This window comes from Sphingomonas sp. ID1715 (assembly GCF_013044515.1).
In the GTDB taxonomy this organism is placed as follows: Bacteria; Pseudomonadota; Alphaproteobacteria; order Sphingomonadales; family Sphingomonadaceae; genus Sphingomonas_B.
This window is the reverse complement of sequence record NZ_JABEPR010000006.1, coordinates 1-13329: the sequence shown is the minus strand read 5'-3', so window position 1 is coordinate 13329 and position 13329 is coordinate 1. Positions and strand designations below refer to the sequence as shown.

The 13329-nt window shown below is 66.7% G+C and carries 18 protein-coding genes; 2 read left to right on the top strand and 16 right to left on the bottom strand.

Translation table 11 applies throughout. The annotated features are described in order from the left end of the window. Nucleotides 1-6: 6 nt before the first annotated feature. From traU to HJG53_RS13925, 15 genes are all read right to left on the bottom strand, one after another. The gene (gene traU, locus HJG53_RS13995; protein WP_171131890.1) at nucleotides 7-1005 is read right to left on the bottom strand and encodes a conjugal transfer pilus assembly protein TraU; all 999 of its coding nucleotides are present in this window, start codon (nucleotides 1003-1005) and stop codon (nucleotides 7-9) included. Between the two features lie 83 nt (nucleotides 1006-1088). After that, on the bottom strand, nucleotides 1089-1724 hold the full coding sequence (gene traW / locus HJG53_RS13990) for a type-F conjugative transfer system protein TraW (RefSeq protein WP_368039588.1): 636 nt from the start codon (nucleotides 1722-1724) through the stop codon (nucleotides 1089-1091). After that, a complete protein-coding gene (locus HJG53_RS13985) occupies nucleotides 1721-2242 on the bottom strand; it encodes a S26 family signal peptidase (protein ID WP_368039587.1) in 522 nt (173 codons plus the stop codon). The genes traW and HJG53_RS13985 overlap by 4 nt, the downstream gene beginning before the upstream one ends. Beyond that, nucleotides 2229-2558 (bottom strand): TrbI F-type domain-containing protein, encoded by a 330-nt coding sequence (locus HJG53_RS13980; RefSeq protein WP_171131614.1) that lies wholly within the window; start codon nucleotides 2556-2558, stop codon nucleotides 2229-2231. The genes HJG53_RS13985 and HJG53_RS13980 overlap by 14 nt, the downstream gene beginning before the upstream one ends. 52 nt (nucleotides 2559-2610) lie before the next feature. Then, on the bottom strand, nucleotides 2611-2949 hold the full coding sequence (locus HJG53_RS13975) for a hypothetical protein (protein ID WP_171131613.1): 339 nt from the start codon (nucleotides 2947-2949) through the stop codon (nucleotides 2611-2613). After that, a complete protein-coding gene (gene traC / locus HJG53_RS13970; RefSeq protein WP_171131612.1) occupies nucleotides 2946-5495 on the bottom strand; it encodes a type IV secretion system protein TraC in 2550 nt (849 codons plus the stop codon). The genes HJG53_RS13975 and traC overlap by 4 nt, the downstream gene beginning before the upstream one ends. Continuing rightward, nucleotides 5492-6223 carry a hypothetical protein gene (locus HJG53_RS13965; RefSeq protein WP_171131611.1) on the bottom strand — a complete coding sequence of 244 codons (732 nt, stop codon included), beginning with the start codon at nucleotides 6221-6223 and terminating at the stop codon, nucleotides 5492-5494. The genes traC and HJG53_RS13965 overlap by 4 nt, the downstream gene beginning before the upstream one ends. Beyond that, the gene (locus tag HJG53_RS13960) at nucleotides 6220-7098 is read right to left on the bottom strand and encodes a DsbC family protein (RefSeq protein ID WP_254447789.1); all 879 of its coding nucleotides are present in this window, start codon (nucleotides 7096-7098) and stop codon (nucleotides 6220-6222) included. Before HJG53_RS13960 ends, HJG53_RS13965 begins: the two co-directional genes overlap by 4 nt. After that, nucleotides 7095-8411 carry a TrbI/VirB10 family protein gene (locus HJG53_RS13955; protein ID WP_171131610.1) on the bottom strand — a complete coding sequence of 439 codons (1317 nt, stop codon included), beginning with the start codon at nucleotides 8409-8411 and terminating at the stop codon, nucleotides 7095-7097. Before HJG53_RS13955 ends, HJG53_RS13960 begins: the two co-directional genes overlap by 4 nt. Then, the gene (locus HJG53_RS13950) at nucleotides 8405-9214 is read right to left on the bottom strand and encodes a type-F conjugative transfer system secretin TraK (RefSeq protein WP_171131608.1); all 810 of its coding nucleotides are present in this window, start codon (nucleotides 9212-9214) and stop codon (nucleotides 8405-8407) included. The genes HJG53_RS13955 and HJG53_RS13950 overlap by 7 nt, the downstream gene beginning before the upstream one ends. Then, entirely contained in the window at nucleotides 9211-9777 is a 567-nt protein-coding gene (locus tag HJG53_RS13945) for a type IV conjugative transfer system protein TraE (RefSeq protein WP_171131607.1), read from the bottom strand. The genes HJG53_RS13950 and HJG53_RS13945 overlap by 4 nt, the downstream gene beginning before the upstream one ends. A 10-nt stretch (nucleotides 9778-9787) precedes the next feature. Then, entirely contained in the window at nucleotides 9788-10075 is a 288-nt protein-coding gene (gene traL, locus HJG53_RS13940; protein ID WP_171131605.1) for a type IV conjugative transfer system protein TraL, read from the bottom strand. 31 nt (nucleotides 10076-10106) lie between these two features. Then, nucleotides 10107-10427: a hypothetical protein gene (locus HJG53_RS13935; protein WP_171131603.1), complete on the bottom strand. Its 321-nt coding sequence runs from the start codon at nucleotides 10425-10427 to the stop codon at nucleotides 10107-10109. A 491-nt stretch (nucleotides 10428-10918) separates the two neighbouring features. Then, a complete protein-coding gene (locus HJG53_RS13930) occupies nucleotides 10919-11104 on the bottom strand; it encodes a DUF6771 family protein (RefSeq protein WP_171131601.1) in 186 nt (61 codons plus the stop codon). A 55-nt stretch (nucleotides 11105-11159) separates the two neighbouring features. Further along, a complete protein-coding gene (locus tag HJG53_RS13925) occupies nucleotides 11160-11519 on the bottom strand; it encodes a hypothetical protein (RefSeq protein WP_171131599.1) in 360 nt (119 codons plus the stop codon). A gap of 387 nt (nucleotides 11520-11906) precedes the next feature. On the opposite strand from HJG53_RS13925, the gene HJG53_RS13920 reads away from it, so the two are divergent. Then, nucleotides 11907-12377: a hypothetical protein gene (locus HJG53_RS13920; protein WP_171131597.1), complete on the top strand. Its 471-nt coding sequence runs from the start codon at nucleotides 11907-11909 to the stop codon at nucleotides 12375-12377. Nucleotides 12378-12760: 383 nt separating this feature from the next. Next, a complete protein-coding gene (locus HJG53_RS13915) occupies nucleotides 12761-13153 on the top strand; it encodes a hypothetical protein (protein ID WP_171131595.1) in 393 nt (130 codons plus the stop codon). A gap of 53 nt (nucleotides 13154-13206) precedes the next feature. Here the strand turns inward: HJG53_RS13915 and HJG53_RS13910 are convergent. Continuing rightward, nucleotides 13207-13329 (bottom strand): ATP-binding protein (locus HJG53_RS13910; protein WP_171127209.1); only part of this gene is annotated, 123 nt, incomplete at its 5' end.

Sequence of the window (13329 nt, the reverse complement as noted above, 5' to 3'; positions counted from 1 at the left end):
CACGCATCACAGCACGCAGCAATTGCGTTTGCGCCAGACCAGATAGCCCATATCCTCTCCGATCGCGGGATAGACCTGGCCGGCCGACATGAAGGTGGTGGACGCCCCGATCGGCGCGCAGGCGTACCGGCCGCCAGTCTGGGGATTTGGATTGGTCGCCTGGAAACGGTATTGCTGCTTGCGCATCACCGGCATCAGATATTTGCCGCACAGGCCCTTCGAGCCCATGGTCCCCCAGGCGACGAGCTCGCGGTGCAGCTTGTAGGCAAAGCGGGCAAGCGCGAGCCGGCTCGCCTGCACATGGCCGATCGACGCCGCGATGTTGCCATTGAGCGGGTACATGATGCCCTGACAGCCGGCGCACCAGAAAAGCGGGTCGGTCGGCAGGCGCGTGGTGGCGGCGACACAGTCGGCGGCGCAGGCGGCGAGCGCCAGCGGATTGGCGAACAGAACGGCTTCCGGGTTGATCAACGCGGTAAGCTCGGAATCCTGCCAGAGCGGATCGATCTCGGTGATATAGAGAATGTCGATCGAGCCGCTCTCGAGGCACAGAAAGTCGGTGACGATCTCGAGCCAGTAGATCAGCGGATAGGCGTACCAATGGACGTGCCAGCCGCTCGTATTCTGGGCCTTGCCGCCCACTGCGCTCGGGCCGGCGATCGTCTTGAAGCCGATGTCGAACCCCGGATCGAGCTTCATCCCGCCCAGATTGACAAAGCACCAGGGCTTCATGCTGACGTCGGCCAGCCGGACCGGTTCCCAGAACCCCATGGCGATGCCGAGCCTCAATCCGCACGCGCAGACCGGCAGGTCGGGGTTGTCGGTGTCGGGGCGACCGGCCAGCGACGGCCAGATGTTCAAGCCACCGACCGACATCGGGAAGAGGCAGCTCCAGCAGATGTCGGTGATCGGATTAACGAAGCGCCCTGTGCAGCGGCCCGGGGTCCCCGCGGCGCGCGCACTGCTTTCAGCGGCGAAGACTGCAATGACACACAGCGCCGCCATGAAGGCCAGGCGCAAGCGCCGCCGCCGGCCGAGCCTCGCTTGCAGCGCCTGTTCAAGCCATTGCCGGTTCCGCACAGGCCCGCTCATCTTTGCGCTCTTGGGCGAGGCACGAACTCCGTGATCCGGAGCGTGCGGCCCTGTTGCTCGACCAGAGCCGGCACGGCCCGAATGCCGAAGTGGCGGGTGAGCGTTCCGGCCTGGTCGAAATAGACGCGGCGCTGATCAGTCTTCATCAGGTCGAACGGGGATCCGCCGACCAGGATCAGCTTGGCGGTAAGCGACGTCGTGTGCCGCCGAGCCCAGGCGACCTGCGCCGCGTCATCCCCATCGAGAAACAGGAGCTTCTGGCGCAAGGGCACCGTGTCGAGGGGATTGACCCTCGTGCCGGCACGCACGACCACGCGTCCGCGGGCGTCGGCCAGGTCCTTCGAGACGGTGATGGTCGGATCGACGATCCACTGCCTGGCCGCGCTGGCGGTCACGATCCCCTGCACCCTGGCCGGTCGCCGCACGCGCGCGGCCGTGCGCTCCGCGAGCTGTCGATTGGCACGATCGAGCGCGCCCGAGGCCTGCATCGACACGAGCCGATCCCGGATGACCCTCAGCAGGTCCGCCTCGATGACGGGGAAAACGGCGCCGTGCTGGCCATAGTCGCGGGCAGCAGCCGCAACGCTCAGGCTCGCGAGGACCAGTGCCGTGGCAGAGGCGACCCCTCTCACAGGATCGCCCTCCCAACGCCCAGGATCTGGTGACGGCAAACCCAGCCAATCGCCGCATAGCGGCTGTCGAAGCTGTCCGGATGAGGCGTGCCGACAAAGAAGCAGCCGGGCGGGAGAACGCCCGTTGGCCCAAGCGCGAGCGGTTCGCCCCGGCGGCTTGCGGCTTTCGCCGTCGCGACTGGCCTGCCGCCGATCACAAAGGTACGGTCGACCGCGGTGATCCGGTCGCCTGGCGCGCCGATCACGATCTTGCCAAAGGGGTGCCGGTCGCGCCCAAAGTGACGGACGAGCAGAGCGCTTTCGGGCGGCATGAAGAAGATGATGTCGCCGCGCTCAGGTGACTTCCTGCGATCCAGGACAAACGCCCAGTTCGGCAGGCTCGTCGTCGCATTGATGAGCAGCGCGTGATCATCCCGCCAGTTCGCAAGCGCCCCCAAACCCATGGCAACCAGGGACAGGACGCCCGCGAGGCCGATCCGCGCCAGACGCGGCGAGCCGATCGTGTCAGCGAGGCGCACGGATCACCTCCTGCTCCACCGTTCGGCGCACCTGGGCCGTTCGGTCCGGTACGCCCTGTCCGAGCACCGATTCCCGAACGAGCACCACCGCGCCGTCGCGCTCCAGAGCAGCCACCGCCCGATCGAGGCTGGCGAGGTAGGCGCGCACGCGCGCCGCAGCCTGTTCGGGCGAGTCCGCTCGCCTGCTTTCGGCAGCGATAAAGTCGCTCACGAGGCCGGTAAGGCTGACCGACACGATCTGCCTGCCTTCAAGCGCCAGGATCGCCCGCGTGGCCCAAACGCCCCAGACCGTGTTGGCAAGACACAGGGCGATCATGGCTATCCGGGCGGGGGCCCGACCGGCGATGGTCCAGCGGGAGCTCATCAGCTCAGCCAGGTGAGGTGCCCCGGCTGAGACCTGCCCGCACGCGGGCAATCAGCCGCGGCACGCGCACCAGCACGACCAGAGTGACAATGCCGGCAAACAGGCCGGCGGCGTCGCGCTCGAATACGGATCGTGCCGCGGCGTCCGCCGAGAGATAATGGACGCTTAAGTTCTCGAGATGGCTGAACAGCACCTCGCCATCGCCGCCGCTCGCGGCAAGCGCGATGGCGAGTATGGTGCCGAGCGAAACCAGGAGCGTGGCGCCCGACCAGAGCGTGAGCATCAGCGCTACGAAGCAGCTATCTGCGAGAAGCTGGCGAAAGCGGGCAGCCGCCTTGCTCATGCCCGCTTCCCCTGTGCTGAGGCCCGCGCAATCGCGTCGGCGATGCTCATTCCACCTGACACCGCATGCTCAATCGCGGCATAGGTTTCGGGCGAGGACGAGAAGAGCGTGGCGGAATAGGGGTCGAGGACAAGGCGGCCGAGCGCCTGCACCTCGGGTCCACGAATGAACACTTCCGAATATTCGTTTCCGGAGCGCTTCAGGGATCGGATCAGGCTTTCCGTCCGGTCGTCCATCTGCAGGCGATCCGACTTTCTCAGATCGGCGATGGTCTCGGGCTTCTGCTGGAGGATCAGCATCCAGTCGCTGTTCTCGAGCGCCGCTGTGGCTCCATCCGACTTGTAGAAGTCGTTCAAGGATTGGGTCGCGGTCGCGATGGCGCCGCCATATTTGCGCGCCGTGCGCGCATAGGTCTCGACGAACTCGGACATCGAGCCGCCCCGCAGCATCGACCAGGCCTCGTCGATCAGCAGCAGCTTCTTGGTCGATCGCGGTGTGCGTGTCATCGCCTGGCTCGTCATGAACATGATGGCGGTGAGCACGACCGATCGGAGCTCCTCGCGCGTCGCGAGATCCGACATTTCGAAGACGGTAAAATCCGCCTCCAGCCTCAGCGTGGCCTCGCCGTTGAAGAATCCGCCATAGGTGCCACCCGACCGGAACGGGCCGAGCGCAATGGCGAGATTACGCGCGTCCTCATTTCCGGTGGCGTCGAGCGCTTCGGCGACAGCGTCGACCGACCCTGTCCCCCTCTCGACTTCCCACACCCGGTTCACGGCCTGGTCGATCAGGCCGCGCTCGGTATCTGTCAGCCTGTCCGTATAGCGCGCCATCTGTCCAACGATGCTTTTCAGCATCGCCATGCAGTCGAGCCGATAATCATCGTCCCCATCGACGCGGTCGGCATCGATCATCGAAAAGGGGTTGAGGCAGAAGCCGGACCCGAGCGTGAACTCGACAAAGGCGCCGCCCTGCAGGCGACAGCTGTTCATGAAGCTCCGGCCATCGTCGATCACGACAACCTTGGCGCCCGCCCCGCACAGGGCCGTGCACATCTCCTGCAGGAGCACCGATTTGCCCGACCCCGACTTGCCGAGGATCGCGACATTGTGATTGCCGGCGCTGTTCTCGAAGGGCGACCAGAAGAAGGGCTGCCCGCGGCGCCCCAGCAGGATGAGGTGCGGCACATTGCTGCCCAGATACTCGCCCTGGAGAGGCGCAATGTTCGCAGCCGTGGTCGAGAGCAGGGTCCGCATGCGCCGGCACCGCTCCAGATCGGCGCCGAGCCCGTCACCCAGCGTCATCGGCATCGCCGCGAGCAGCCCCTGGACCTGGAGAAAGCGCTCGCAGGCGAGATCCCAGCCGGCGGCCTTGTAGAGCGACTTGATGGTCCGCTCATGCGCGTCCCCCAAGCCGTCAGGCGAGAAGCTCGTCACCCCGAAAAAGGCGCGGACCAGCCGCCGGCCCTCCTGCATCTGGGCCTGGACCTCGCGCCACTCCGCCGCCTGCTCGGCCAGACGCGGCACATAGCGCGCCGAACGACCTTCGCTGAGCGAGGTTGAACGCAGAAACTTCAATCCCGCGCGCGCAGTCGCCGCCTCCTGGTCGGGATAGACGAGGCACAAACATGTGGCGGCCGGACAAGGAAAGCGCAGCTTGTCCGTGAACAGGTCGCCGATCAGCCGGGCCGTGTCCCAGGGCGCCCAGCGCTGGGGCATGTTACGGACACCATAGTGGCGGACGTCGAAGCGGTCAGGATAGACTTCACCGATCTCCGGCGCGCCTTCGTTGGTCCGGCCCGTCGGCCGGAAGCGCTCGGTGCGGAGCTTGAGCCGGTTCTCCTCGACGACGATCTCGATGTCACGCCGGATGGCCTGGTCGGCGATGGGATCGAGCGGATTATAGTCGATCGCATCATCGCCGCTCGCCGTGGTCGGCGAGGTCAGCTCGTCAAGAAATGCGATCAGCTCGACGGGGCCCATATCGGCGGCGGGCACATCGAGCGAGCGGAGCACGCCCGCCATATTCTCGCGGACGGCGGCCAGCTCTTCGCGCGAGACCGGGCTTGAGGTCGGCAGGGTTACGGACACGAGCAGCTGGTGATGGCGGGCGTGAAAGGGCGCGGTTGCCGATCCGCTCGACCAGACGAGGTCGTAGAGAGCGTCTGCCCGGCGGCGGGCGATCGCCTCATAGACACCGCCTCTCGCATAGCGCGGCGCAAACCAGGGGGCGATGTTGCGCCCGATCCTTGGGCTCGCCCAATGGACGATCTGCACGCAGGCGCCCGCTGGCAAGCCTTCCGAGAAGAACTGGCCGATCAGCTCGCCCGTGCGCTCGTCGGCGCCGACCAGCGGCGCGACGTTCAGCACGAAGCCGGTCGAGCGGGCGTTCAGGTAGAGGCGGGTCGCTGGCTCATAGACCCGGTACGGCAGGAAGCTCGACAGCATGTCGAGGCCGATCACCGGTCGCGCGCGCTCCGCGGCTTCCGCATCGCCGAACAACCCTTCCGAGACAGTCCGGACCAGCTGGGCGACCGAGAAGCTCATCGCGGCTCTCCCGTGGCGGGCGTCACCGTCAGGAACTCGCTCAGATCGAGCGCGTCGGCTCGCGGCTGACTGGTCGCACCGTTCGGGACCGGCTGGCTTGGTTGCGGCTCGCTCTCAGGCCTGTGCGATTTTGCCCCCGGCACGACCTGCGGGATGCGGGCTCGCCGCGGTGCTCGCGGCACTGCGACCGCCCTTTCCCCGATCCGGTGCCCCGCGCGCGCCGCATCCAAGGCTGCCTGGCCAGGAACGTCCGCAGGGTGCCCGGTTGAGATGGGGTGAGGGGCTTGAGCGGGGAGCGACTCAAGCCCCTCGATCGCCGGAGCGGATGCTCCGGCGACGGCCTCGCGCAGGGAGGAAGGGGCGGGACTGCGCGAGAAGCGAGCATGGGGATTGGGCGAGATCGCCCAAGCGGGTCCTTCGACCACGGCATGCGCGACCGCCTCCTCGTGGAGGACTCCGCGCGCGTCGATAAAGGCTGGAAAGTGGATGGTGACTGTCCGCTCTCCCGTGCGCGCCGGCCGGGGTACACCGCTGCCGGACGATCGGGGCCGGGTCAGCGTGTCGGCCCTCGCCTCGGCCGCGGCCACCGTCGCGTCGATGGCGGAGGTCGGCGCGCAGCTGCCCTCGGGCGCACGGCAGTCGAAGCTGCCTTTGACTGTGCTGCCAAGCGTCGCGCATCCGGCCAGGAGCGAGGAGGCGGCGGCGATCAGGAGACGGCGCCGGGTCATGCCACGCCTCCGACAAGAAACGCGCGCAGCGCCTTGGCGGGGCGGTAGCCCTGCAGCACTGCGCCGTCCGCGCGGATGATCACCGGCGTGCCGGTCAACCCGTGGCGCTTCGCGAAGGTCTCGTTGGCGTCCAGTCCGGAGGTGTCGCAGGCCCGCGGTGCGGGGATCTCCCGCTGCTCATAGGCCGCGTGCAGCGCCCGGACCGGGTCGGCAGCGCACAGGACCCGCTCGGCCGCAGCCCGGCTTGCCTCGCCGAAGATCGAGATCGGCCGCTCTTCGACCCTTGCGCCGATCGCCTGGAGCTCGGCGGTGAGGCGCTTGCAATAGCCGCACGCGAAATCGCTCAGCACCACGGCCTTGGGCCCGCCGCGCGGCCCCCAGCGGATCGCGCCGCCTGTGGGCAGTTCCGACAGATCGACACGCGGCGACCTCCGCACCGGCGCCTCTTGGGAGTCCGCACTTGCCTGACGCCGCGCTCCACCAGCGGCCAGCAGGTCGGGATTGAGCGCGAGGAGCCGCGTCGCGGTCAGGTCGGCGCGCGTCTCCATGTCATAGACGCGGCCGATGACCAGATAGCGGGCAGTCCGGTCGGTGTAGAAGAGCGTGGTGCCCGCAACCACCTCGCACAGCCCACCCAGGCCGTCACAGGCGACCGTGTTGATCCTGGTGCGCGGCAGCCGTGCCTTGAGCGCCGCGAGCACCTGCCCAGGCATGGCTTGCGTGGCGGTTCCATGCTGGGCAGCGATGCGATTGCTGACGCTACCGGCGGCCATGCCGGCGCCGAGCGAGCCAAGGGCCAGTACGCTCCAGAAGAGCGCGCCCTGCGCACGGGAAAGGCGCGTGCGTCCCCGCGCAACCTGATGGGTCCAGCTCATTGGGTGTTCCTCACAAAGACGCCGTCCAGAAAGACGATCTCGACATCGATGCCGGTCGGCATCTCGATGACGGGCTGATATTGTTCGGCGCGCTCAATCAGATATTTGGAGACGGTGTCGGCGGCCTCTCCGACCCCCTGGCCGAAGCCGCCCTCGGCCACCTCGCCGGCCGACAAGGTGCGGCGGCGGCCATCCGAAGCCGCCCCCAGCCCCTGGAACAGGCTGTTGGCATTGGCGGAGAAGCCCCGCCCAAATCCGCCCACCACGCCCGCGAGCAGCGCCTGGGTGACGAGGCTCCCTTCGCGGCTAACCACCCGGCCGCGGACGCCCGTCTTGCCGGCGAAGCTGATGAAGCCCTTGACCTCGCTCACAGCGACGCGGCCACCCGGCTGGTCGCATGTCATCTTCTGCAGTTTGACATAGACCTTCTCGGCCGAGAGATCGCCCCGGGCCGCTCCGTTCACGACACAGCCTTTGATGTTCGTCTCAAGCAGCTTGCCGTCCTGGATGACGGATCGCGCCGGCCCGGTGATCCGGAGGACGACAGGAAGCGGATCGGTCTGGCTCGCGACGCCTGCAGAGGCGTCAACGCCAACGATCACGCGCGCCGGCGCATAGGAATTGGGCGGCAGATAGTCCGGGCTGTCCTCGACCTCGATAGCTGGCGCCTGGACGCGCGCGACCTTGAGCCCGCCTTTCGGAACGCCAGCTTCGATCGTGACGAAGCTCAGCGTCTTCACGCTCCGCTCGGGCATGGGCGCCGGCATCTCCGCGCCGGTGCCCACTCCCGCCTGCGCGGTGCCGGCGGTCGGGCCATAGACGGGCGGGCCTGGCGGCGGGGCAGCTGCCGCTTGGGTCGCCTGCGTCCGCAACAGCTGGTTCTCCTGGGTGAGCGCGTCAATCGTGCGGGTGCCATCGGCTTTGAGCGCCTGGTTCTCGGCGGCGAGGGCATCGAGCCGGGTCTGAAGCTCGCCCGACTTGGACTGACTCTCCTCGAGGCTCTTGAGCTGGCGGGCCTGCGCATCCAGGCGATTGCCATAGATGGCGACGAACTCGCGCTGGCTGAGGTCGCGGTTGACCAGACCGTCGGTCTCGATCTGCTGCGGCGCGTCGGGATCGGACGTCGGGTCCGAGCCGCCACCGCCGAAGATCAGCCACAGCGCGGCGAGCGCCAGGGTGCCGCCTCCGCCCGCCAGGACCATGCGCTGGCGCCGGGCGGTCTTCGCATTGAGCGCGCCCAGGGCATTCTCTGTCGCGGCGGTATCGGACGCGGCGCTGCCCGGCTCAGGGGCTCGGGACACTGGGCTCACCATGTCCCCTCTCCCGCTGCACCCACGACATAGGCGGTGGTCGCCTCGCCACTCGCAAGGTCGGTATCGGTGATGCTGACGGCGAGCGTGCCCGAGGGCGCAATATCGGTGCCCCTCACCGTCACCGGCCTGGCGCTGCGATTGTCAATCCGGAGCGTCTTCCCGACCAGCTTGTTGCCGCGATATTCAGCGATCAGCCGAATGCCGAGCTCGCCGACCCGGACTGCGGCCGCCGCGGGCTGCTTGATCTGAAAGCCGTCGGGCACGGCCGAGACCGCCATCGCTTGGATGAGCCGGGTCGCCTCGTCTCTAGGGGCGATGGGCGGCAAGCCCGCGTCTGCCTTGTCGAGGGCGATCGCCGGGTTGGTCACGAACACCTGCGTGGCGTCGGCCCCGCCAAGTTCGCAGGCGAACTTGTACACAAAGCCCTTTTTCGTGGTCGCGAAGAAGCTCACGCGCGTGCCGACGAACCCCACAGGCACTGACAGGTAGATGTCACCCCGGACCGGCTCGTTGGTGACGGTGAAGTCCTCGAGCGGCGACCCGCTCGTGATCTTGCTCACGCTGGCAAAGGCGTCGCCGACCAGCGCCACGCGCGTCAGCTCGCGGGACGAAAGCGCGCAGGCGACCTGACCATTGTCCACGGCCTGGACATGCTCGTCGGCCAGCGCCGGACCGGCGGCGAGCACCGCTCCAGCGGCGAGCAGCGCGGCCCCGAGCGGCCTCAACAGGGTATCGGCCTGCCGCGCGCTGCCAAGCGCAAGCGACGTCGCGCCGAGCCCGACCAGGCAAAGTGCAGTGATCATTTGGAGAGGTCCTCGGGCTTGCTGACCAGTGCGAAGCTGGTCAGCGCAAGGTTGAGGCCGGTGTAGCGCCAGCCAAATCGGAACCGCTTCCTCTCGCTGGCAATCACCTGGCCGCCGACAAAGGTCTTGAGCTCGCCCTCGACCTCCGAGACGAGGCGCTTGGGATCGATCGTCATTCCCGTGATCATGAAGGCCTGGGCGAGATCGGACCCGCGCTGCTCGGTCACGATCTTGACCAGCTCAGCCCTGAGCGTGCCGTAGGCGGCCGGATGCGCGACCTTGAGGATCTGCTCCATCCAATAGTCGAGCCCTGCCGGCGACCGGTTGAGCAGCAGCAGGGCAACGTCACGGGTGACGAGCTCGAGATAATCGGCGCTCACCCCGGACGATGTGATGCTGAGCGGTCGCGTCGTGATCGGCTGCAGGATGACCTCCCGGTCCTTGGACGACAGCGCCAGCAGCCCGCCCACATTGACCAGGAAGGATGACGCGAGCGCAATCAGGAGGAGCCTTCGCTGCCTGAGCAGCGCCTGGCCGCGCTGATGCGCGATGTCGGCAAGCATAGGTGCCTCCTCACCCGGCCAGCAGGCGGCAATGAGAGGGCGGAGTGACCTTCAGACGGACAAAGCTCTCCCCCAGATACCAATAGGCGGCATGCACCACCCAGGAGCTGGCGCGACCGGCCTTTGCCTTGCGCAGCACCCACCACGCCCCGAAGGAGAAAAGGACGCCCAAAAGGATATGCTGGGAAAGAATGCCCCAGGCGAACGGGATCGCCAGCCCCATGAATTCATCAAGGGTCCAAAGGCCGATGAGCTCGGGATCGTCGAGCCGCCGGGGCACGAAATATCTGTCGGTCATGATCGTCGCTCCGCCCTCCCTCACCAGGCGCTCAGATGAGCGCGGTGACGGTGGAGGTGACGATCGGCACGCCGGTGCCGACGCCGATGCCGACGCCGACCGGCAACGCGACCTGGCCGAGGCTGAACCGGCCCGACGCCATGCCAATGATGCCGCCCGCCAGGCTGAGGACGGCGATGATCTTGCCACCCGAGCCCTCGAGGAAATCGGTGAACTTGGTGAGCGCCGGGGCGAAGGTCGCGTCCGCGCCCGCATGGGCTGCCGTCGCCACCGCGGCGGCCGCGAGGCCGGCCAGCAGGTAATCGCCCGCACGGCTGTTCAACAGCCCGCGCACCCGAGCAGAAACGTACATTCTCTTGTCTCCAAGCTTTCGATGCGACCCGCCATGGATCGCTTCGAAGACTTGGAACCCGATCGGCTCGGCGCCTCAACCAATAGGAACGAATAAAGAACGGATTGCCGGAGCTGGCGTGGCTGGTGCGTCACCGATCGCATTTGCAGCGAGGCCTTCGCCGCCACGCTGATGAAATACCGAACAGATGCCGGGCGTTTCGCGTGTTTCGCGATTGAGAGAGCGATAGCGGCTCTCCCTATGATGCCGGGCCGAGTCGCGCCCGTCCGGGCGAGCCTTGTGGCGCCAGTTTCTAGAGACCTGACCCGGCGCCGACAGCGTGGCACGCGCCGAGACCGTCTGCATAAACAGCCCTTCCAGCGAAGCTCATAAGCGACGCGGCTGCTCTGAAGCATTGAGCTATGCCGGCATCGAGCACCGGTGCTTGCGCGGTCACCGCCTGGAGCCGCCGATCGCAGGCCGGGCCGGCGCCTCAGCTTCTCGCATCCGCTTCAGTTCTCGACCGGCGGTTCAAACGTGAGGTGCGGTGCCTTGACGAGCGCCGCGGCAAGCATAGCCGACAGCGTCTCGGCTGCCCGCTGGCGAAGGATCGCATCTTTCGAAGCGAACTCCGTCCTGACCCAATCAGGCGCCTGATCGAGAACCGCCGTCAGGATAGAACTCAGATCACTGGCCATACGCGCCCAGAAGCGCCGAACCGGTGGGGGTGCAAGCACAAAGGTCGGTTCGGCATCAGTGACCGCCCTCAATCCACCCAATGCCGGCCTGCCGGAGCGCGTCGGCAAGCGCGGCTTCGACCTCGACCGCCTCCCAGCCACTCATCGGATTGAGATGGGAGACAAGCGACGGGAGGAGTTGCACTCCGAACCGCCGCACGGCGCCGCTCGCCTTGTACCCAGCCTTATGCTGGTCGAACCGCTCGTCCGGATCACGAGCGGTCTGCCCGACATAGAGGCCCCAGCGCCCACCTCTCCGGGCGTCATGCAGCAGCACGAGATAGACAGAAGTGCGAGCACCGCCCGCGTACAGGGTCTTGGCCCGGAAACGGCGGGTGACACGCTCCGCGGCGGCAATGACCTCAGAGGCGCTCATGCGCCGCTGCTAAGCGCATCTCACGGGGACCGCCACGCGCCTCCTTCGATGATGCCGTCCATACGAGCATAAGTCGGACCCTTGAGATCGGAGCAGGCGTCGTGGCCGAAGCTTGCCAGGTGAGTGATCCTGCTTCGGAGTCTCGCGGTTTCAGAGAGGAAGCTTCCTATTCCGCGCGTGTTCCAGTGAAGCGGGAGCGCGCCGGTTCGCAAAGGCCGCGAACGCCTTCGCGTCTTCTTAGCCGCCCCGAGCCAGAGGGCGATTAGCCTTCATAATGAGATCGACTCCCGATTGCCGATCTGCGCCATTGCGATAGAATGTTCTTGTTTTGTTTTCCTATGGCTTGTGGACCGAATACATGGTCGAGCCTTCAGGAGGTGAGTAGATATGGATGTGTCGAGCCTCTCGGCCGCCGGCAAATCGGTGCCGCTTGGAGTTGTCGTTTCGAAGCTGATCACGCGCTCGAGACTCTCGCAGCGGGAGCTCACCGCCCGGTCGGGACTCAGCAAGGATCAACTGAGCCGTACCCTTCTGGGCAAGCGCGCCGTCAGATTTGACGAGGCGATGCGGCTCCTCGCCGCGGCCGAAGTACCGGCGAGGGGGGCGCTGACCCTGGCGCTGTTCGATCGCTCGGATCTCGCCATCGAATGGTCTGACTCAGGCCTATCCGCCTTCTTCGAGGCGCTCATCGAGGCTCTGCCTGAAACACTCAGGTCCGAGCTTGGCGACGATATTGAGAGGGTGAATCCGCGCTGGGGCCAGCATGCCGCGCGGTTCGTCGCCCAGCGTATCAATCACCACATTCAGGAGCTTATCGAGCGGGAGCAGAAGCTCGGGGAATTCGAGCCGCAACGCTGAGCGGCAAAATGTAGGGGAATGGGCAGGACGAGACGCCTGCTGATGGGAGGAAGGGCACACCGAACAAGGCCGAGGCCTTTCCGAGATTCCCATGCAATCAGACCCAAATTGCGCATTGCTGACAGCGCGTCATCGCGCACGCACGGTGCTGCTGCCAGACTGGCCGCGCCTGATGCCGATCGAACTGGCCGCGGCCTATCTCTCCCGGAGCGTATCGACGATCCGGGACCGGGGCCCCTCCCCCAAGCGCGATGGACGGAGCGTGCTTTACGACCGACATGACCTGGATCGATGGGCGGACAGCCTTGGCGGCCAGCCGCTCAGTCCCCTGCAGAGAGAAGAGGAAGCGAAGGAGGTCGAACGCAGGTTTCTGGAGAGACGCCGTGGCCGACGCTGACCTTCGCTACACCTATCTTGCCAAGGGCCGCTACTGGCGCTTCCGGCATGCGCTCACCGGCGACATCGCCATGCCGCACACGCGCGGCTTGAGCATCGAGGACCAGCCCAGACAGCCCAAGTTCGTGGCGAAATATGAGGAACTGCTCGCAAGGGTGGAGCGCGGTGAGCTCGCGCCGGCTCCGCTCGACCGTCGCAGCTTCCGGTGGCTGATCCGACGCTACCAGGACAGCGAGGAATTCCGGGTGCTCGCTGATCCTGTCAATCGGCGTCCAAAAAGGACCCCCTATCGGCGTCCAAAAGAGACCCCCTTCGTCGAGCAGCGTGACAGGTATGACGGGCGCGCCGTTCGCGCTGGTTGCGGCGTAGGGCGGGCGTAGCCCGACCGGAGGCGCAACCAGCGCGAAGCGTTCTCTGCCGGGTGCCTCGGGCGTCAGCTGCGGTGTTTGAAGCGCCAGCTGTCGTTGCCGGTCTCGACGATGTCGCAGTGGTGGGTAATGCGGTCGAGCAGCGCGGTGGTCATCTTGGGGTCGCCGAAGACAGTCGGCCACTCGCC